We start from the raw sequence: 20,684 nt of genomic DNA, 5'->3' as shown, positions 1-20,684 counted from the left end.
GGTCGTCACACGCCGTTCTTCAAGGGCTACCGTCCGCAGTTTTACTTCCGTACGACTGACGTGACTGGCGCTGTTGAGCTGCCGGAAGGTGTTGAGATGGTCATGCCGGGCGACAACGTGCAGATGACAGCCACTTTGATCGCGCCGATTGCGATGGAAGAAGGCCTGCGCTTTGCGATCCGCGAAGGTGGTCGTACTGTTGGCGCGGGTGTTGTTGCCAAGATCATCGAGTAAGACCAGATGTCGCCCTCGCCTGTGCGGGGATGACGAAAAAGACAAGCCGAACCGCTGATACAGCAGTTCGGCTTCGTCGTCTGAACAAACGATTTAGGCCAGTAGCTCAATTGGCAGAGCAGCGGTCTCCAAAACCGCAGGTTGGGGGTTCGATTCCCTCCTGGCCTGCCATTTTATGGCAGTGGGTTGGCTCGGTATGGGTTGCCCTTGGAATATTGCAGGAGTGGCTTCAGCCGCGATCAGGTTCAGGTCTGTTCCTGGTCTCGAGCGCGCAAGCGGCGATTCCTGTAGAGAAGGATTTGTTGAATGAGTGTGGAAACAACCGAGAGCCGCTTTGATGGCCTGAAATGGCTCGTCGTCTTCACCCTGATTGGTGTGGCGGTTGTTGGTAACAGCTATTACGCGGATCAATCCCTGCTCTACCGTGTGTTGGGTATTGTTGCGCTGGGAGCGGTTGCCGGGCTCGTTGCCCTGCAAACGGCAAAGGGCGCGGCTTTCTGGGCCCTGGTAAAAGGCTCCCGCACCGAAATTCGCAAGGTAGTCTGGCCAACGCGCCAGGAGACAGTGCAAACCACCATGATTGTTGTGGTGTTCGTTTTGTTGGTGGCGCTGATTTTGTGGGGTCTCGATTCCCTGTTGGGTTGGCTGGTTTCACTGGCGATTGGATAAGACTGGATTAAGGGTTAGCCGATGGCAATGCGCTGGTATGTAGTTCACGCCTACTCGGGGTACGAGAAGAAGGTCGCGTCTGCCCTGAAGGAACGCATCGAACTGCACAACATGCAGGATCGCTTCGGTGAAGTGCTGGTGCCGACCGAGGAAGTGGTCGAAATGCGCGGCGGCCAGAAGCGTCGCAGTGAGCGCAAGTTCTTCCCGGGGTATGTGCTGGTGCAGATGGAACTGGATGACGATACCTGGCACCTGGTGAAAGAAACACCGCGAGTGATGGGCTTTATTGGCGGCAAGGCAGATGCGCCGGCACCTATCACGGAGGCGGAGGCAAACGCCATTCTGCAGCGTGTTGAGGCTGGAGTCGAAGCGCCGCGGCCCAAGACCCTGTTTGAACCCGGTGAGATGGTGCGCGTTATCGATGGTCCGTTCAACGACTTCAATGGTGTCGTTGAAGAGGTTAATTACGAAAAGAGCCGCCTCAATGTGGCGGTGCTGATTTTCGGCCGCTCCACACCGGTGGAGCTGGAATTTGGGCAGGTCGAAAAGGCCTGACCGGCACCGTTTAGCGGTGCAGGCACTGTCCGTTTTTGCGTAGCGTAAAAAGCAGGGCAAGTGCTAGTGAGCCGACGCCGGAAGGCGTCAAAATGAAACGGTGACTGCGGTCACCTGTATGGGGAGCTTTAGTAGGCCTGAGCTGAACCAGCGTCTGAACCCGGGAGTTTAAACATGGCTAAGAAAGTCGAAGCTTATATCAAGTTGCAGGTGCCTGCTGGCCAGGCCAATCCGAGCCCCCCCGTGGGTCCGGCACTCGGTCAGCACGGTGTTAACATCATGGAGTTTTGTAAGGCGTTTAACGCCGAGACACAGGGCACTGAGCCTGGTCTGCCGATTCCAGTCGTTATCACTGTCTACAGCGACCGTTCATTCACCTTCATCAAGAAGACTCCTCCTGCTGCGGTTTTGCTGCGTAAGGTGGCGAAGATCCAGAAGGGCTCAGGCACACCGAACACCAAGAAAGTCGGCAAGGTAACCCGTGCCCAGTTGGAGGAAGTTGCTACCCAGAAATGGCCCGACCTCACAGCAGCCGATATGGACGCCGCCGTGCGTACGATCGCCGGTTCCGCGCGCAGCGCGGGCATTGACACTGAGGGAGTGAACTAAGATGGCCAAGCTGAGCAAGCGCCAGAAGGCGTTCAAGGAAAAGGTTGACCCGCAAAAGGCTTATCCGCTGGAAGAGGCCGTGGGTCTGTTGAAAGAGCTTGCTACTGCCAAGTTCAATGAGACTGTGGAAGTCGCCGTAAATCTCGGTATTGATGCGCGCAAATCCGACCAGGCTGTACGTGGAGCGACCACGCTGCCCCATGGTACCGGTTCAGATGTTCGCGTTGCCGTGTTCACCCAGGGTGAAGCTGCCGACAAGGCAAAAGCTGCTGGGGCGGACCTGGTAGGTATGGAAGACCTGGCCGAGCAGATCAAGGGCGGCATGATGGACTTTGACGTGGTCATTGCCTCGCCGGACGCCATGCGTGTTGTCGGTCAGCTCGGTCAGTTGCTGGGTCCCCGTGGCCTGATGCCTAACCCGAAAACTGGCACTGTCACGCCTGATGTCGAGACAGCTGTTAACAATGCCAAGGCTGGTCAGGTGCGTTACCGCACGGACAAGAATGGCATCGTGCATGGTGGCATCGGCAAGATCGACTTCGACCTCGACGCTATCAGGGGCAACCTGGAAGCCGTTCTGGCTGACTTGAAAAAAGCCAAGCCTGCTGCGTCCAAAGGTGTCTACATGAAGAAAATCAGCCTGAGCACCACTATGGGGCCGGGCGTTACCATCGACCAGGGGTCGCTGGAACTGTAATCGTCGAGCTGCCCCCAAAAGGGGCAGTTCCTCATGACTTTCCACGGATGGAAAGTGGTAGGTCACCATTAGCCCACAGGTTATTTGTGACCCACTTTGAGGTCTTTAGGACAAGGCTCGGGTGCAAACCCAACTAGCTGAGAACTTGAGGCCATCAAAGACCGTAGGTGCCGGCGTCGATGCGGTTTATTGACGAAGGTTTAATTGCGGCCAGCCCTTTGGGCGAGCCAAAGCCTACGCAGATGGTGAATACGTTCACCACGCGAACGGCGGCTGCATAGTTTTGTAGCTGCTCAACTAAGCAACCCAGGAGTATATCCAGTGGCAATTGGACTCGAAGACAAGAAAGCGATCGTAGCTGAAGTTAACGAGACAGCCACCAGTGCACTGTCTCTCGTAATCGCCGACGCACGTGGCGTAAACGTGGACGGTATGACTGCGCTGCGCAAAGATGCGCGTGAAAACCAGGTCGTTCTGCGCGTAGTGCGCAACACCCTGGCTAAGCGTGCCCTCGAAGGGACCGAATACGAGTGCGTTAATGACGCGCTGGCGGGCCCCTCCCTGTTCGGATTTTCCATGGAAGATCCGGGCGCTGCAGCGCGATTGTTCAAGGATTTTGCGAAAGACAACGCAGACTTTGAAGTCAAGGCATTGGCGGTTAGCGGCCAGATGCTGGGTGCAGAGCAATTGGATGTTCTGGCTAAGTTGCCGACGCGTGATCAGGCACTCTCAATGTTGATGAGTGTTATGAAGGCGCCGGCTACCAAGCTGGTTCAGACAATGAACGAAGTACCTGGAAAACTGGTTCGCACACTCGCAGCAGTACGCGATCAGAAGGAAGCAGCGGCCTAGGCCAAAGCTTTACCAAGTTTTATCAGCTAGATAGGAGACGAAAGTCATGTCTAAAGAAGACATTTTGAATGCAATCGCAGAAATGAGCGTAATGGAAATCGTTGAGCTCATCGACGCAATGGAAGAGAAATTCGGTGTAACCGCTGCTGCAGCCGTAGCTGCCGCGCCTGCCGCTGCTGGCGGTGACGCTGGCGCCGCTGCAGAAGAAAAGACCGAGTTTGATGTGGTTCTGACTTCAGCCGGTGACAAGAAAGTTAACGTCATCAAGGTTGTCCGTGCGGTAACCGGCCTGGGCCTCAAAGAAGCCAAGGGTCTGGTCGACGGCGCACCTTCCCCCATCAAGGAAGGCGCTTCCAAGGACGAAGCCGAAGACATCAAGAAGCAGCTGGAAGAAGCCGGCGGCGCTGCTGAACTCAAGTAAGTTCAGCTCTCGTTCGGGCTTGCCCGAACAAGGACAAGGCTGGTGGAGCGAAAGCCCACCGGCCTTTTCCCGCTTCATGTAAGCAAGTTTTTGAGGCCGTATTGTCGGCCCGATGAGCCTCACCAGGAGGCCGGATTAATCACGCTGGGGAGTACTGATGGCATACTCGTACACTGAGAAAAAACGTATTCGCAAGGATTTTGGCACGCTGCCAAAGGTAATGGATGTGCCTTACCTGCTTGCGATCCAATTGGATTCATATCGCAAATTTACCCAGCAGGGTGTTCCCCTCGACCAGCGCGGCGCCTATGGCCTCCATGCCGCGTTCAAGTCCGTTTTTCCTATTGTTAGCTACAGCGGCAACGCGGCTCTCGAGTATGTAGATTACAACCTTGGCACTCCCGTCTTTGACGTCAATGAATGTCAGCTGCGCGGCGTGACCTATTCCTGCTCCCTGCGGGTCAAGGTGCGTTTGATCATCTACGACAAGGACTCCTCCAACAAGACCATCAAAGACATTAAGGAGCAGGAAGTCTACATGGGGGAGATCCCCCTGATGACAGACAACGGTACCTTCGTGATCAATGGTACCGAGCGGGTGATCGTTTCCCAGTTGCACCGTTCACCGGGTGTGTTTTTCGATCATGACAAGGGCAAGACCCATTCGTCCGGCAAGCTGTTGTACTCGGCTCGCGTGATTCCTTACCGTGGTTCCTGGCTGGACTTTGAGTTCGACCCCAAGGACATGGTCTACGTCCGTATCGACCGTCGCCGCAAGTTGCCGGCGACGATCCTGTTGCGGGCTCTCGGCTACCAGGCAGAAGAAATCCTGGAAATGTTCTATGAATTCAACACTTTCCACGCAAAGGGTGACGGTAATTACACCATGACCCTGATCCCCGAGCGCTTGCGCGGGGACGTGGCTGCCTTTGACATCAAGGCCGGCAAGAAGGTTGTTGTAGAACAGGGCCGCCGCATCACAGCTCGCCACATTCGCCAGCTGGAAGACGCCAACATCACCGAGCTGGAGATTCCGCAGGAATACCTGTTCGGTCGTGCGCTGGCGCGCGACGTGGTCGATGAGAAGACGGGTGAAGTGCTGGTTGAGTGCAACACCGAACTGAGCGAAGAAGTGATGGCGAGCCTGGAAGAGGCCGGCATCACGGAAGTGCTCACCCTATACACCAACGAACTCGACTGCGGTCCGTTCATTTCCGATACGTTGCGGCAGGATACGACCCGTAACGAGCTGGAAGCGCTGGTGGAAATCTACCGCATGATGCGCCCCGGCGAACCGCCGACTAAAGAGTCTGCGGAGAACCTGTTCCAGAACCTGTTCTTCACCCCTGATCGCTATGACCTGTCCGCGGTTGGCCGTATGAAGTTCAACCGTCGCCTTGGACGTGAAGAGGTCACGGGCGAGGGTGTACTGGACAAGGAAGATATCGTCGCCGTCCTCAAGACACTGGTGGATATCCGTAACGGTAAGGGTATCGTCGATGATATCGACCACCTCGGCAACCGGCGTGTGCGTAGCGTGGGCGAAATGGCGGAAAACCAGTTCCGCGTTGGCCTGGTAAGAGTTGAGCGCGCGGTGAAGGAACGCCTGTCTATGGCAGAGTCCGAAGGCTTGATGCCGCAGGACTTGATAAATGCCAAGCCCGTTTCCGCAGCGGTAAAAGAGTTCTTCGGTTCCAGCCAGCTGTCACAGTTTATGGACCAGAACAACCCGCTGTCCGAGGTAACGCACAAGCGGCGTGTCTCGGCTCTCGGTCCGGGTGGTTTGACACGTGAACGCGCCGGATTCGAGGTGCGGGATGTGCATCCCACTCACTACGGCCGCGTATGCCCGATTGAAACGCCTGAAGGCCCGAACATCGGCCTGATCAACTCGCTGGCAACCTATGCCCGCACCAACGAGTACGGATTCCTGGAGAGCCCGTATCGCAAGGTGGTTGATGGTGTGGTTACCGACGAAATCGAGTTTCTTTCCGCGATCAACGAGGCGGAGAACGTCATTGCGCAGGCTTCGGCGCCGCTGGACAAGAACAACCGGTTTACTGAAGACCTGATCAACGTTCGCTACCTGAACGAGTTCACGTTCAAGGCACCGGAAGACGTCAATTACATGGATGTCTCCCCCAAGCAGGTGGTCTCGGTGGCCGCTGCCTTGATTCCGTTCCTGGAGCACGATGACGCCAACCGGGCACTGATGGGCTCCAACATGCAGCGCCAGGCGGTGCCGACCCTGTGCAGCGACAAGCCGCTGGTGGGAACCGGTATGGAGCGTTACGTTGCTGCCGACTCTGGCGTTTGCGTCGTGGCCAACCGCTCGGGTGTCATTGATTCCGTCGATGCCAGCCGCATTGTGGTGCGCGTCAACGATCAGGATGTGGGCAAGGATGAGGCTCCGGTTGATATCTACAACCTGACCAAATACACCCGCTCAAACCAGAACACCTGCATTAACCAGCGTCCGATTGTCAAACAGGGTGATGCGGTGGCACGCGGTGATATCCTCGCCGACGGACCGTCGGTGGATATGGGCGAACTGGCGCTCGGCCAGAACATGCGCATCGCATTCATGCCCTGGAACGGCTACAACTTCGAGGACTCCATTCTCGTCTCCGAACGCGTGGTGAAAGAAGATCGCTTCACGACCATCCATATCCAGGAGCTGACCTGTATCGCTCGCGATACCAAGCTTGGCCCTGAGGAAATATCCGCGGATATTCCCAATGTGGGTGAAAGTGCCCTGGGCAAACTGGACGAGTCCGGTATTGTCTACATCGGTGCAGAGGTGGATGCCGGAGACATTCTGGTAGGCAAGGTTACACCGAAAGGTGAAACCCAGCTGACCCCGGAAGAGAAACTTCTGCGCGCCATCTTCGGTGAGAAAGCGTCTGACGTGAAAGACACGTCACTGCGCGTACCGTCCAGCACCAAGGGTACGGTGATCGATGTTCAGGTGTTTACCCGTGATGGCCTGGAGAAAGACCAGCGTGCATTGCAGATCGAGAAGCATCAGCTCGACGAGTACCGCAAGGATCTCAAGGAAGAGTATCGCATCTTCGAGGAAGCGACTTTTTCCCGTCTGCAGAACCTGATTCGCAACAAGGCCACGGTTTCCGGTGGCGGCCTCAGTAAGGGTACCAAGCTGACCGACAAGGTACTTGAGGAGCTGGAGCGTGAGCAGTGGTTCAAGTTGAAGTTGTCGGATGCGGAGCTGAACGAAGCCCTGGCATCTGCCAAGCGCCAACTGGAAGAGCAGACCAAGCTGCTGGAAGAGCGCTTTGAAGACAAGAAGGGCAAGCTGCAGTCGGGCGATGATCTCGCTCCCGGCGTGCTCAAGATCGTCAAGGTCTACCTGGCAATCAAGCGTCGTATCCAGCCAGGCGACAAGATGGCCGGCCGCCACGGTAACAAGGGTGTTATCTCGGTGATCATGCCGGTAGAGGATATGCCCTACGATGAAAACGGCGAGCCCGTTGATATCGTGCTGAACCCGCTGGGTGTGCCCTCGCGGATGAACGTGGGACAGATTCTCGAAACTCACCTGGGTATGGCGGCGAAGGGTCTTGGCGACAAGATTAACGCCATGATCGAAGAGCAGAAGAAGGTCGCCGAAGTTCGCAGTTTCCTCGAGGCCATTTACAACAATGGCGCAGGTCGGGTAGAGGACATCAAGTCCCTGTCGGACGAGGAAGTGCTGGAACTGGCGCAGAACCTGCGCGGCGGTGTGCCGATGGCAACGCCCGTGTTCGACGGCGCGGCAGAGGAATCCATCAAGGATCTGCTCGAGCTTGCAGACCTGCCCGAGTCCGGCCAGTTCACGCTGTATGACGGCCGTACCGGTGACGCCTTCGATCGCCCTGTGACCGTTGGCTACATGTACATGCTCAAGCTCAACCACCTGGTTGATGACAAGATGCATGCGCGTTCCACCGGTTCCTACAGCCTGGTCACGCAGCAGCCGCTGGGTGGTAAGGCGCAGTTTGGTGGCCAGCGCTTCGGTGAGATGGAAGTCTGGGCACTGGAAGCATACGGTGCTGCCTATACGCTGCAGGAAATGCTGACCGTTAAGTCTGACGACGTGACTGGTCGTACCAAGATGTACAAGAACATTGTTGATGGTGACCATCGAATGGAGCCGGGTATGCCCGAGTCCTTCAATGTGTTGGTTAAGGAAATCCGTTCGCTCGGGATCGATATCGAGCTTGAGAACGAGTAACTGGCCAACAACGAATACGTGGAGGAATAGCCTTGAAAGACTTACTTAATCTGCTGAAGGCCCAGGGCCAGACAGAAGAGTTCGACGCCATCCGAATAGGCCTGGCGTCGCCTGAGATGATCCGTTCCTGGTCCTTTGGTGAAGTGAAGAAGCCGGAGACCATCAACTATCGTACTTTTAAACCGGAGCGGGATGGCCTGTTCTGCGCCAAGATTTTTGGCCCGGTCAAGGATTACGAGTGTTTGTGCGGTAAGTACAAACGCCTCAAGCATCGCGGTGTTATCTGCGAGAAGTGCGGCGTTGAAGTGGCACTGGCCAAGGTGCGCCGTGAGCGCATGGGCCATATTGAACTGGCGAGCCCGGTGGCTCACATCTGGTTCCTGAAGTCGCTGCCATCGCGCATTGGCCTGCTGTTGGATATGACCCTGCGGGATATTGAGCGGGTGCTGTATTTTGAAAGCTACGTGGTTACCGATCCGGGGATGACTACCCTGGAGCAGGGGCAGCTGCTTTCCGACGAGCAGTACTACGAGTCCATGGAAGAGTTTGGCGATGAGTTCACCGCCAAGATGGGCGCCGAAGCGGTTCAGGACCTGATGATGCAGCTGGACCTGGATCAGGAGATCGCCCAACTGCGCGAGGAAATCCCCGCAACCAATTCTGAAACCAAGATCAAGAAGCTGTCCAAGCGGCTGAAGCTGATGGAAGCCTTCGCTAACTCCGGCAACAAGCCCGAGTGGATGGTGTTGAACGCGCTGCCGGTATTGCCGCCGGATCTGCGTCCCCTGGTTCCCCTGGATGGCGGTCGCTTTGCGACCTCCGACCTGAATGACCTGTATCGCCGTGTCATCAACCGCAACAACCGCCTGAAGCGACTGCTGGATCTCAATGCGCCTGACATCATCGTGCGTAACGAGAAGCGCATGCTGCAGGAGTCGGTTGACGCGTTGCTCGATAACGGGCGCCGTGGCCGTGCTATCACCGGTTCCAACAAGCGTCCGCTGAAGTCGCTGGCCGACATGATCAAGGGTAAACAGGGCCGCTTCCGCCAGAACCTGCTGGGTAAGCGCGTGGATTACTCCGGTCGTTCCGTTATCGTGGTTGGCCCCACTCTGCGCCTGCACCAGTGCGGTCTACCCAAGAAAATGGCCCTGGAACTGTTCAAGCCATTCATTTTCGGCAAGCTCGAGGCCCGCGGTCTGGCCACGACCATCAAGGCTGCCAAGAAAATGGTTGAGCGTGAGCCGCCGGAGGTTTGGGATATCCTCGCCGAAGTGATTCGCGAGCACCCGGTTCTGCTGAACCGGGCCCCGACCCTGCACCGCCTGGGTATCCAGGCTTTCGAGCCCGTACTGATTGAGGGTAAGGCTATACAGCTGCACCCACTGGTTTGTGCCGCGTATAACGCTGACTTCGACGGCGACCAGATGGCCGTGCACGTGCCGCTGACACTGGAAGCCCAGTTGGAAGCGCGCGCGCTGATGATGTCCACTAACAATATCCTGTCTCCCGCTAACGGTGAGCCGATCATCGTACCGTCACAGGACGTGGTGCTGGGTCTGTATTACATGACTCGCGAGCGCATCAACGCCAAGGGCGAGGGTATGCTGTTCACCAATGTTTCCGAGGTACACCGCGCCTACGTAGCGGGCCACGTGCACCTGCAGGCCCGGGTGAAGGTCCGTGTTACCGAGGTGGTCGTGCAGGATGAGGGTGATCCCATCGAGCGCACATTTGTCGCTGACACTACCGTTGGTCGCGCGCTGTTGTGGGAAATCGTGCCCGAGGGTATCGCCTTTGACATGGTGAACCAGGATATGGCCAAGAAGGCGATATCCCGCATTATCAACCAGTGCTACCGCGCGGTTGGCCTCAAGGCGACGGTCATCTTTGCTGACCGCCTCATGTATACCGGGTACGAGTACTCCACTCGCTCGGGTTCATCCATCGGCGTGAACGATTTTGAGATCCCGAAGGAAAAGGCAGCGCTCATCGAGCACGCCGAGGCAGAGGTTCGCGAAATCGAGGAGCAGTACGCCGCCGGCCTGGTAACCCAGGGCGAGAAGTACAACAAGGTTATCGACATCTGGTCTCGCGCCAACGACCTGGTATCCAAGTCCATGATGGAAGGACTGTCCAAGGAGACTGTGATCAACCGGGAAGGCGAGAAGGAAGAGCAGGCGTCTTTCAACTCGGTGTATATCTACGCCGATTCCGGCGCTCGTGGTTCGCCCGCGCAGATCCGCCAGCTGGCCGGCATGCGCGGCCTGATGGCCAAGCCTGACGGCTCTATCATTGAGACGCCCATCGTGGCGAACTTCCGCGAAGGTCTGAACGTTCTGCAGTACTTCATCTCTACCCACGGTGCGCGTAAAGGCCTGGCCGATACCGCACTGAAAACGGCGAACTCGGGTTACCTGACCCGCCGCCTGGTAGACGTGGCGCAGGACCTGGTGGTAACTGAAGAGGATTGCGGCACAGACAGCGGCCTGCTGATGACACCGGTAATCGATGGCGGTGACATCATTGAGTCACTGGGTGATCGCGTTCTGGGTCGTATCGTGGCCAGGGATGTTATGAAGCCCGGTTCTGAAGACGAGATCGCCATCACTGCCGGCACCATGCTGGATGAATTGTGGATCAAGCGCCTGGAAGAGATGAGCATCGACGAAATCGAAGTGCGCTCTCCCATCACCTGTGAAACCCGCCATGGTATCTGCTCGTGCTGTTACGGTCGTGACCTGGCCCGTGGCCATCGCGTTAACATGGGCGAAGCCATCGGTGTCGTCGCGGCACAATCGATTGGTGAGCCGGGTACCCAGCTGACGATGCGTACTTTCCACATCGGTGGTGCGGCATCCAGGGCTACGGCCCAGGACAACATCCAGGTCATGAACGACGGTACTGTGCGCCTGCACAACCTCAAGACCGTGGAGAATACTGATGGCAACCTGGTTGCAGTCAGTCGTTCCGGTGAGCTTTCGGTGCTGGACATCCGCGGACGCGAGCGCGAGCGTTACAAGCTGCCTTACGGTTCCGTACTCAAGGTCAAGGACAACGATGAAGTCAAGGCCGGCGCCATTGTCGCCAACTGGGACCCCCACACTCACCCGATCATCACCGAGGTGGCCGGTACCGTTAAGTTCAGCGGTATGGAAGAGGGTATTACCATCAAGCGCCAGACCGATGAGCTGACGGGCCTGTCCTCTATATCTGTCATGGACGGTTCAGAACGCCCTGCGGCTGGCAAGGATATCCGCCCGGCGGTAAGCCTGGTAGACGATAAGGGTGAGGAACTGTGCCTGGCCGGTACCAATGTCCCCGCCCACTACTTCCTGCCTGCGCACGCTATGGTGAGCATGGAAGATGGTGCCAAGATCGGCGCCGGTGACGTGATTGCCCGTATCCCGCAGGAAGGCTCCAAGACCCGTGACATCACCGGTGGTCTGCCGCGTGTTGCCGACCTGTTCGAGGCGCGCAAGCCGAAAGAGCCCGCGATCCTCGCGGAAATTTCCGGCACCGTGTCCTTCGGTAAGGAAACCAAGGGTAAGCGTCGACTGGTGATCACGCCAACTGATGGCAAGCCCTTGCCCGATGGCTCTGACCACTACGAGGCGCTGATTCCGAAGTGGCGCAACATGAGTGTGTTTGAGGGTGAATTCGTTGAAAAGGGTGAGGTGGTATCGGAAGGTCCGCCGAGCCCGCACGATATCCTGCGCCTGAAAGGCATCGAGGAGTTGGCCAAGTACATCGTCAACGAAATCCAGGAGGTTTACCGCCTGCAGGGTGTGAAGATCAACGACAAGCACATCGAGGTCATCGTACGCCAGATGTTGCGCAAGGTGGTTATTGCGTCCAGTGGCGATTCAAGCCTGATCAAGGGAGAGCAGGTCGAGTACACCACCTTCCTTGAAGAGAACGAGCGCCTCATGGCTGAAGGCCTGGTGCCGGCATCCGCAGAGCGCGAGCTGCTGGGTATCACCAAGGCATCGCTTGCTACCGAGAGCTTCATCTCTGCGGCGTCCTTCCAGGAGACTACTCGTGTGCTGACCGAAGCAGCCGTAACCGGCAAGCGCGATTACCTGCGCGGGCTCAAGGAGAACGTCGTCGTAGGTCGCCTGATTCCTGCGGGTACAGGCCTGGCCTATCACGAGGAACGCAAGCGCGGCCGCGATGCGGACTCCGATATGGCGGTTTCGGCACAGGAAATCGAAGCAGCCCTCACCGAGGCATTGCAAGCGGACGGCTAGGCCCTCGCACTTTCCCTTCTCCAAGGGGCGGCGATGCAGATCGTCGCCCCTTTTTTTATGCCCATGGATGGGCGGTACGTCCCCGGGAGCCAGGGAAGGCGGAGGGGACGCGGCTGGGAATAAGAACCCATTTTTACACCAATACCCCCTGGGGAGTGCCTGCCACCTTGGACCGGGCAAGCCAGTGGGGACGCAGCCGACCCCGCCGCGAGAGCCAGCGCCTATCAAAACTTGAACAATCGCTAATTTCGTCTAGGTTTAAATCTGTCGGGGCAGAAGCGTTTAGCGGGGAGTCATTCCTGGTAGAGGAGCTTTGCCATGAACAAGACTCTTGTCTCAATCCTGACATTCCTGGTTGCCGCCACGTGTGGCGTCTCTGTCCACGCCCAGCAGTCCGGCCCGAGGGCCGCGCCCGTGGACTTCCGTGCCTGTGACTACCAATCCGGCAAAGGCGCGAAAGACCTGCAAAAAGTGGTTGAGCGCTTTCGCACCTATGCCAACGAGAACAAGTTCAACTATGCCGCCTGGATTATGGTGCCCCAGTTCCAGAATGGTCAGAACTACGATGTAGGCTGGCTGGGCGCGTGGCCCAACAGTGAGGCCTTCGGTGTCAGCATGGAGCGGTGGATGAGCGAGGGCGCAGAGATGGCCGCCGCCTTCGATGCCGTCCTTGATTGTTCCGCAAGACATGAGATGGCGCTCTGGGTGCCGATCAATGCGCCGCGATCGACACCGGAAAGCGGGGTGCTGATGATTTCCCAGTGCACGCTGCACGATGGCCAGAGTACGGAGGATGCATACCGCGCACATGTGGAAATGGGTGACCACATGCGCGGCCTGGGCTCTATGGCCTCTTCCTGGTTGTTCTACCCGATGCTGGGCACGGGTGATATCGATTACGACTACTATCACGCCGTGGCCTTCTACCGCTATTCCGATATGGGCGCCGCAATTGAACTGTACGCCAACGGCGGCGGCTACAAGAAGGCTAGAGAAACGGTTGAAAAGGTGGCGCACTGCTCGGCGCCTACCGTCTTTGACGTGACCAGCGTCAGGGCTTTCGATGAATGAATTCTGAATTGGTGTGCCCTATGGCGACCATGATGCGGTACCAACACCTCAAGAGGAAACAAAAATGTATAAACAATGGAAAGTAGTGGTAGCGACGATGGTGGGAGTGCCCATGCTCTGGAGTATGTCGGCGCAGGCACAGGAAGAGGGCGCCAACGTGGTGCCGGTTGAGCTGTTTGCCTGTACCTACAGGGAAGGCAAGGGCTGGGATGACCTGAGCAAGATAAATGAACGTTTCGCCAAGTGGTCAAAAAAGCACGACGATGGCTACTCGGCCTGGACGATTTCGCCCAACTTCAGGGCCAATGACGGCGAGTTTGATATCGGCTGGATCGGCTCCTGGGACAAAGGTGGAGCCGCCATGGGCAAGGGACTGGATCGCTGGATGAAAGACAGTGATGGCCTGGCAGGGGCATACAACGAAGTGATTGATTGCAGCCACTCGCTGGTGTCCTCGGCACCATTGAACGCGGCTGAGGGCCCGCCGGACAACGGTGTGGTCATGTTCTCCAGCTGCACCCTTGAAGAAGGGCGTAACGCCAGGGAATCCTATGCCGCGCACAAGGCATTTTCGGACGCCATGCGTGAAATGGGTGGCAAGGGCCAGTCCTGGCTAATGTACCCGGCGCTGGGCTTTGGTGAGATGGACTTTGATTACTATCACGTCACAACCTTCAAGAGCTACGAGGAACTGGGAGAGGGCTGGAACCTTTACACCAATGGCAAGGGGTACGAGAAGTGGGGCCAGATGCTTGGCGGTGTGGCTTCCTGTGACAGCCCCCGAGCCTATACGGCGAGGCTCGTGGTGGGCAACAAGCGCTAGACAGGCGGTGTTATCGAAGGCAAAAAAAAGCCGGCGTTAGCGCCGGCTTTATCTTGCTTGGTGTCACGCTTAGCTGTTTGCCTTGCGCTCCTTGACCTCGGCTATCACGTCCTCGGCCACATTCTGCGGGCAGGGCATGTAGTGCGAGAACTCCATGGAGAACTGTCCACGGCCTGATGTCATGGTACGCAGGTGGCCGATGTAACCGAACATCTCCGACAGCGGCACGTCCGCCTTGATGCGCACGCCGGTGGGGCCGGCTTCCTGATCCTTGATCATGCCGCGACGGCGGTTGAGGTCGCCGATAACGTCGCCAACGTGATCATCTGGAGTGAACACGTCGACCTTCATGATCGGTTCGATCAGCTGCGGGCCCGCTTTAGGCATTGACTGTCGGAAAGCGCCCTTGGCCGCCAGTTCGAACGCGATGGCGGATGAGTCGACCGCGTGGAATGCGCCGTCATACAGCTCGACTTCAACGTCCAGCACGGGGAAACCGGCGACCGGGCCTTCTTCCATCATCATCTGGAAGCCTTTCTCAATGGCCGGGAAGAATTCCTTCGGTACGTTACCGCCCACGACGGAAGAAGAGAACTGGTAACCGGAACCGGGTTCGCCGGGTTTGATGCGATAATCGATCTTACCAAACTGTCCGGAACCACCAGACTGCTTCTTGTGAGTGTAGGAATCTTCGACCAGTTGGGTGATAGTCTCGCGGTAGGCGACCTGCGGCTTGCCCACGTCCAACTCCACACCATAGGTGCGCTTGAGGATGTCCACCTTCACGTCGAGGTGCAGTTCGCCCATGCCCTTGAGGATGGTCTCGCCGGAGTCTTCGTCGGTCTCGACCTGGAAGGACGGGTCTTCCGCGACCATCTTGCCGATGGCGATACCCATCTTCTCAGCGCCGCCCTTGTCCCTGGGCGCTACTGCGATAGAAATTACCGGCTCGGGGAAGACCATGGCTTCCAGGGTGCAGGGGTGCTTGGGGTCACACAGGGTGTGGCCGGTTTGCACGTTCTTCATGCCCACGATGGCGAGGATGTCCCCTGCCTGGGCTGAGCTCAGTTCCGCTCGGTCGTTGGCGTGCATCTCTACCATACGGCCGATACGCTCGGTCTTGCCGGTGAAGGAGTTCAGTACGGTATCGCCCTTGTTGAGCACGCCGGAATAGATACGTACGAAAGTCAGCGCACCAAAGCGGTCGTCCATGATCTTGAACGCCAGCATACGCAGCGGTTCGTCCGCCGATACGGTGGCAACTTCGCCAGTAGGTTCGCCTTCCTCGTCGGTCAGCGGCTGCGGATCGACCTCGGTAGGGCTGGGCAGGTAATCGACAACGGCGTCCAGCACCAGCTGCACACCTTTGTCCTTGAAGGCAGAGCCACAGTAAGTGGGGAAGAAGTCCAGCTTGCGGGTACCCTCGCGGATACAGCGCTTGATGTCTTCCAGCGCAGGCTCGTTGCCCTCAAGGTAAGCTTCCATCAGGTCATCGTCCTGCTCCACGGCAGTTTCGATAAGCTTTTCGCGCCATTCCTCAACATCGTCGACCATGTCTTCCGGAACATCCAGAATGTCGAATTTTTCGGGGTTGCCCGGATCCGGCCACACATGGGCCTTGCGTGTCAGCAGGTCAACCACGCCGATAAACTCGTCTTCGCGACCAATAGGCAGCACCATTACCAGGGGGTTCGCTCCCAGCACGTTCTCTACCTGTTTGACCACGCGATAAAAGTCAGCGCCAATGCGGTCAAGCTTGTTAACGAAGATGACGCGGGCTACTTCTGACTCGTTGGCATAGCGCCAGTTGGTTTCGGACTGCGGTTCAACACCGCCGGAACCGCAGAATACACCGACGCCGCCATCAAGTACTTTCAGGGAGCGATACACTTCGACGGTAAAGTCAACGTGTCCGGGAGTGTCGATGATGTTCAGGCGATGGTCTTTCCAGAAACAGGTTGTCGCTGCAGACTGAATGGTGATGCCGCGCTCCTGTTCCTGCTCCATGAAGTCAGTGGTTGCCTGGCCGTCATGCACTTCGCCGGTCTTGTGGATTTTACCGGTGAGCTTGAGAATCCGCTCAGTGGTAGTGGTTTTACCGGCGTCGACGTGCGCGAAGATGCCGATATTTCTATAATGGGATAAGTCAGACATTGTTGATCTCAATCGTTTAAAGTTTGGCCAAAAAAACGGCCGCTAGAGTACAGGAAAACGGCCGCTTTGGGGAGCATTAAACCAGCTAATTTATACCGTTTCCGGAGCCTGCCGGGGTTGAAAACCATTCCGGGGGGCGGGTTGACTCCCCCCGCAAGCATCTATAGAATGCCGCCTCCTCTTTTCCGGGGTGGTTTCGTGCGTCCTGTTACCGGGGTTTCGCACACGGCTCTAACGAAACGGGGAAACTGGCCTCCTGGCCAGACAAGACAACACTTTTTTTGGAGTTCTAACTGAATGGCAACGATCAACCAATTGGTTCGTAAGCCCAGGAAGCGCAAAGTAGAAAAGAGCGACGTGCCCGCCCTGCAAAGCTGCCCGCAGCGCCGCGGAGTGTGTACTCGCGTCTACACCACGACGCCGAAGAAGCCGAACTCTGCACTGCGTAAAGTCTGCCGTGTGCGCTTGACCAACGGTTACGAGGTTTCCTCGTACATCGGCGGTGAAGGCCACAACCTGCAGGAGCACAGTGTGGTTCTGATTCGCGGTGGCCGTGTGAAGGACTTGCCCGGTGTGCGTTACCACACCGTTCGTGGCAGCCTGGACACCTCTGGAGTAGCAGACCGTCGCAACGGTCGCTCCAAGTACGGTGCCAAGCGACCCAAGTAAGTCCCGCGAGCGTTAGCTGGCTTATAAGATGTAAGTAAGGCCGAACCCCTGCCTCCCCCGCAATTGTGGCAGGTCGGTGTTCGGGTAAACCTGAAGAGATAGAAGGGCAATATCATGCCGAGAAGACGAGTAGTCGCCAAGCGCGAAGTGCTGCCAGATCCCAAATTTGGCAACGTGACTTTGGCAAAATTCATGAACCACGTGATGATCAGTGGTAAAAAATCTGTCGCCGAAACCATCGTTTATGGCGCTCTGGACATTGTTCAGGACAAGTTGAACAAGGATCCCATCGAAGTATTCGACGAGGCACTGGAGAACATAGCTCCCATGGTGGAAGTGAAGTCCCGCCGTGTAGGTGGTGCTACCTACCAGGTGCCCGTAGAAGTACGCCCCTCTCGCCGTGTGGCACTGTCCATGCGCTGGTTGGTGGAATACGCCCGCAACCGTGGTGAGAAGTCCATGCGTCAGCGTCTGGCTGGTGAGATCATCGACGCCTCCCAGGGCAAGGGTAATGCCGTGAAGAAGCGTGAGGACGTTCACCGCATGGCGGAAGCGAACAAGGCATTCTCCCACTACCGTTTCTAAGCACCTTTATCCTGTTCCGAGGAATTCATCGTGGCACGTCAAACGCCTATTAACAGATACCGTAATATCGGTATCTGCGCGCATGTGGATGCCGGGAAGACGACAACCACAGAGCGCGTCCTTTTCTACACGGGTCTGTCCCACAAGATTGGGGAGGTGCACGACGGCGCTGCCACGATGGATTGGATGGAGCAGGAGCAGGAGCGGGGTATCACCATTACCTCAGCTGCCACCACCTGTTTCTGGAAAGGTATGGACGGTCAGTTTGACCAGCACCGCATCAACATTATCGATACACCCGGGCACGTCGACTTTACTATTGAGGTAGAGCGATCACTCCGTGTGCTCGATGGTGCGGTGGTGGTGCTGTGTGGCTCATCCGGTGTACAACCCCAGACCGAAACAGTCTGGCGCCAGGCCAATAAGTACGAAGTGCCGAGAATGGTCTTCGTCAACAAAATGGATCGCGCGGGCGCGGATTTCATGAGCGTTGTCAAGCAGTTGCGTGAGCGCCTCGGCGCCAATGCGGTGCCACTGCAGATGACAATCGGTGCCGAGGACGGCTTCAAGGGCGTTGTTGACCTGATTGAAAACAAGGCCATCCTGTGGAGCGAAGCTGACCAGGGCATGACCTTTGAGTACGGCGAGGTTCCCGCCGATATGGTCGACCAGGTCGCCGAGATGCGCGAGTTCATGATCGAGGCAGCCGCCGAGGCCAGTGATGAGCTGATGGAGCGCTATCTCGAAGACGGTGAGCTCAGCAAGGCAGAAATCAAGCAGGGTATTCGAGCGCGCACGCTGGCGAACGAGATCGTGCCCGTGCTTGGCGGCTCTGCGTTCAAGAATAAGGGCGTGCAGGCGGTATTGGATGCCGTCATCGAATTCATGCCGTCTCCCACCGAGGTCAAGGCCATTGAGGGCACCCTGCTCGATGCTGACGAAACCGTGGAGACGCGTGAGGCCGACGACAATGCGCCTTTCGCTGCGCTGGCCTTCAAGATTGCTACTGACCCCTTCGTGGGTACGCTGACCTTCTTCCGCGTCTACTCCGGCAAGCTGGAATCAGGTACTGGGGTGTTTAACTCGGTGAAGCAGAAGAAAGAGCGTGTTGGCAGGATGGTGCAGATGCACTCCAACAGCCGCGAAGAGATCAAGGAAGTGCTGGCCGGTGATATCGCCGCCGCGGTCGGGCTCAAGGACGTCACCACCGGCGACACCTTGTGCGATGCCGACAAGCCGATCGTGCTCGAGCGCATGGAGTTCCCCGAGCCGGTGATATCCGTGGCCGTCGAGCCCCGTTCCAAGCCGGACCAGGAAAAAATGGGTATCGCCCTGGGCAAGCTGGCCCAGGAAGATCCTTCCTTCCGCGTGAGGACGGACGAGGAAACAGGCCAGACGATAATCTCGGGTATGGGTGAATTGCACCTGGATATCATCGTCGATCGCATGCGGCGTGAATTCAGCGTCGAGGCCAATATCGGTAAGCCGCAGGTGGCATACCGTGAGGCGATCAGGAACACCGCTGAAATCGAAGGCAAGTTTGTGCGCCAGTCTGGCGGTCGCGGCCAGTACGGACACGTCTGGATTCGCTTCGAGCCGGGTGAAGATGCATCAGCCGAGGGGCTGGAATTCGTTAACGAAATCGTTGGCGGCATCGTGCCTCGTGAATACATTCCTGCAGTACAAAAAGGCATTGAAGAACAGATGCAGAACGGTGTGCTCGCGGGCTATCCGCTCCTGGGCCTCAAGGCCACTCTGTATGACGGGTCCTTCCACGACGTTGACTCCAACGAAATGGCGTTCAAAATTGCGGCCTCCATGGCAACCAAGAAACTGGCCACAGAAGGCGGTGCTGTGTTGCTGGAGCCGATCATGTCGGTAGAGGTAGTTACCCCCGAAGAGAACATGGGGGATGTCGTCGGAGACCTGAACCGTCGCAGAGGCTTGATCGGCGGCATGGATGAGAATCCGACAGGCAAGGTGGTGACCGCTGAGGTGCCGCTGGCGGAGATGTTCGGGTATGCCACTGACCTGCGTTCAGCCACGCAGGGGCGTGCTACCTACACCATGGAATTCAGCAAGTACGCTGAGGCGCCGAGCAATGTTGCCGACGCGATTATCTCCAAGAACATTACAGGCTGATTGATTTGAACAGGGTGTCAGAGCCCTTATTTTCGTTGACGCAGACGGGTCTCTGACCCCAGACAGACTAAATAGAGGAGCCGTAACATGGCAAAGGAAACATTTGAACGTACTAAGCCCCACGTCAACGTGGGCACCATCGGTCACGTTGACCACGGTAAGACTACCCTGACAGCGGCCCTGACACGGGTATGTGCAGAGGTATGGGGCGGTGAAGCGGTTGCCTTTGACGGCATCGACAACGCACCGGAAGAGAAAGAGCGTGGTATCACCATTGCGACATCTCACGTGGAGTACGACTCTCCCAACCGTCACTATGCGCACGTTGACTGTCCCGGACACGCGGACTACGTGAAGAACATGATCACCGGTGCGGCGCAGATGGACGGCGCGATCCTGGTTTGTGGTGCGACTGACGGCCCGATGCCGCAGACACGCGAGCACATCCTGCTGTCTCGCCAGGTTGGCGTACCTTACATCGTGGTATTCCTGAACAAGGCTGACTTGCTGGCGGAAGACTGCGGCGGTGCGGACTCTGAGGAATACGAAGAGATGAAGGAACTGGTTGAAATGGAGCTGCGCGAGCTGCTTGACCAGTACGAGTTCCCTGGCGACGACACGCCGATCATCTGTGGTTCTGCGCTGATGGCGCTGGAAGGCAAGGATGACAACGAGCTGGGTACCACCGCGGTGAAGACCCTGGTTGAGACCCTGGACTCCTA

At 57.3% G+C, this 20,684-nt stretch carries 16 protein-coding genes and 1 tRNA gene; 16 read left to right on the top strand and 1 reads right to left on the bottom strand.

What is annotated here, in order from left to right; genetic code table 11:
• The 12 genes from F0M18_RS19855 to F0M18_RS19800 form a co-directional block, all read left to right on the top strand.
• Positions 1–234, top strand: a 234-nt coding sequence (locus tag F0M18_RS19855) for an EF-Tu C-terminal domain-related protein (protein ID WP_449421224.1), incomplete at its 5' end; no start/stop codon positions are given.
• 95 nt (positions 235–329) lie between these two features.
• Positions 330–405, top strand: a tRNA-Trp gene (locus tag F0M18_RS19850).
• A gap of 135 nt (positions 406–540) precedes the next feature.
• Positions 541–903, top strand: coding sequence for a preprotein translocase subunit SecE (gene secE, locus F0M18_RS19845; RefSeq protein WP_149613213.1), 363 nt, complete (start codon positions 541–543; stop codon positions 901–903).
• A 21-nt stretch (positions 904–924) separates the two neighbouring features.
• Positions 925–1,458, top strand: coding sequence for a transcription termination/antitermination protein NusG (nusG, locus tag F0M18_RS19840; RefSeq protein WP_149613212.1), 534 nt, complete (start codon positions 925–927; stop codon positions 1,456–1,458).
• A gap of 174 nt (positions 1,459–1,632) precedes the next feature.
• Entirely contained in the window at positions 1,633–2,067 is a 435-nt protein-coding gene (gene rplK, locus F0M18_RS19835) for a 50S ribosomal protein L11 (protein WP_149613211.1), read from the top strand.
• Between the two features lies 1 nt (position 2,068).
• Complete coding sequence (rplA, locus tag F0M18_RS19830) at positions 2,069–2,764, top strand: 50S ribosomal protein L1 (protein ID WP_149613210.1); 696 nt, start codon at positions 2,069–2,071, stop codon at positions 2,762–2,764.
• Positions 2,765–3,085: 321 nt separating this feature from the next.
• Positions 3,086–3,616, top strand: coding sequence for a 50S ribosomal protein L10 (gene rplJ, locus F0M18_RS19825; protein ID WP_149613209.1), 531 nt, complete (start codon positions 3,086–3,088; stop codon positions 3,614–3,616).
• Positions 3,617–3,662: 46 nt separating this feature from the next.
• A complete protein-coding gene (gene rplL / locus F0M18_RS19820) occupies positions 3,663–4,037 on the top strand; it encodes a 50S ribosomal protein L7/L12 (protein ID WP_149613208.1) in 375 nt (124 codons plus the stop codon).
• Positions 4,038–4,194: 157 nt separating this feature from the next.
• Positions 4,195–8,268 carry a DNA-directed RNA polymerase subunit beta gene (gene rpoB, locus F0M18_RS19815; RefSeq protein ID WP_149613207.1) on the top strand — a complete coding sequence of 1,358 codons (4,074 nt, stop codon included), beginning with the start codon at positions 4,195–4,197 and terminating at the stop codon, positions 8,266–8,268.
• Positions 8,269–8,300: 32 nt separating this feature from the next.
• Complete coding sequence (rpoC, locus tag F0M18_RS19810) at positions 8,301–12,518, top strand: DNA-directed RNA polymerase subunit beta' (RefSeq protein ID WP_149613206.1); 4,218 nt, start codon at positions 8,301–8,303, stop codon at positions 12,516–12,518.
• Positions 12,519–12,836: 318 nt separating this feature from the next.
• Entirely contained in the window at positions 12,837–13,589 is a 753-nt protein-coding gene (locus F0M18_RS19805) for a hypothetical protein (RefSeq protein ID WP_149613205.1), read from the top strand.
• 64 nt (positions 13,590–13,653) lie between these two features.
• Entirely contained in the window at positions 13,654–14,412 is a 759-nt protein-coding gene (locus F0M18_RS19800; protein ID WP_149613204.1) for a hypothetical protein, read from the top strand.
• A gap of 69 nt (positions 14,413–14,481) precedes the next feature.
• On the opposite strand, the gene fusA (F0M18_RS19795) is transcribed toward F0M18_RS19800, so the two are convergent.
• Entirely contained in the window at positions 14,482–16,566 is a 2,085-nt protein-coding gene (gene fusA, locus F0M18_RS19795) for an elongation factor G (RefSeq protein WP_149613203.1), read from the bottom strand.
• A 297-nt stretch (positions 16,567–16,863) separates the two neighbouring features.
• On the opposite strand from fusA (F0M18_RS19795), the gene rpsL reads away from it, so the two are divergent.
• From rpsL to F0M18_RS19775, 4 genes are all read left to right on the top strand, one after another.
• Entirely contained in the window at positions 16,864–17,235 is a 372-nt protein-coding gene (gene rpsL / locus F0M18_RS19790; protein WP_007230799.1) for a 30S ribosomal protein S12, read from the top strand.
• 114 nt (positions 17,236–17,349) lie between these two features.
• Positions 17,350–17,820: a 30S ribosomal protein S7 gene (gene rpsG, locus F0M18_RS19785; RefSeq protein ID WP_149613202.1), complete on the top strand. Its 471-nt coding sequence runs from the start codon at positions 17,350–17,352 to the stop codon at positions 17,818–17,820.
• A gap of 30 nt (positions 17,821–17,850) precedes the next feature.
• Entirely contained in the window at positions 17,851–19,962 is a 2,112-nt protein-coding gene (fusA, locus tag F0M18_RS19780) for an elongation factor G (RefSeq protein WP_149613201.1), read from the top strand.
• Positions 19,963–20,049: 87 nt separating this feature from the next.
• Positions 20,050–20,684: GTP-binding protein (locus F0M18_RS19775; RefSeq protein ID WP_149613200.1), on the top strand; the 635-nt coding region annotated here is incomplete at its 3' end.

This window comes from Pseudohalioglobus sediminis (genome assembly GCF_008370495.1).
Lineage (GTDB): Bacteria > Pseudomonadota > Gammaproteobacteria > Pseudomonadales > Halieaceae > Halioglobus.
This window is presented reverse-complemented; position numbering and strand designations above follow the sequence as displayed.

Bases quoted from the DNA above. Each gene is read 5' to 3' on its own strand.
- secE (WP_149613213.1), top strand. From the start codon at position 541: ATGAGTGTGGAAACAACCGAGAGCCGCTTTGATGGCCTGAAATGGCTC.
- nusG (WP_149613212.1), top strand. From the start codon at position 925: ATGGCAATGCGCTGGTATGTAGTTCACGCCTACTCGGGGTACGAGAAG.
- rplK (WP_149613211.1), top strand. From the start codon at position 1,633: ATGGCTAAGAAAGTCGAAGCTTATATCAAGTTGCAGGTGCCTGCTGGC.
- rplA (WP_149613210.1), top strand. From the start codon at position 2,069: ATGGCCAAGCTGAGCAAGCGCCAGAAGGCGTTCAAGGAAAAGGTTGAC.
- rplL (WP_149613208.1), top strand. From the start codon at position 3,663: ATGTCTAAAGAAGACATTTTGAATGCAATCGCAGAAATGAGCGTAATG.
- rpoB (WP_149613207.1), top strand. From the start codon at position 4,195: ATGGCATACTCGTACACTGAGAAAAAACGTATTCGCAAGGATTTTGGC.
- F0M18_RS19805 (WP_149613205.1), top strand. From the start codon at position 12,837: ATGAACAAGACTCTTGTCTCAATCCTGACATTCCTGGTTGCCGCCACG.
- F0M18_RS19800 (WP_149613204.1), top strand. From the start codon at position 13,654: ATGTATAAACAATGGAAAGTAGTGGTAGCGACGATGGTGGGAGTGCCC.
- fusA (WP_149613203.1), bottom strand. From the start codon at position 16,566: ATGTCTGACTTATCCCATTATAGAAATATCGGCATCTTCGCGCACGTC.
- rpsL (WP_007230799.1), top strand. From the start codon at position 16,864: ATGGCAACGATCAACCAATTGGTTCGTAAGCCCAGGAAGCGCAAAGTA.
- rpsG (WP_149613202.1), top strand. From the start codon at position 17,350: ATGCCGAGAAGACGAGTAGTCGCCAAGCGCGAAGTGCTGCCAGATCCC.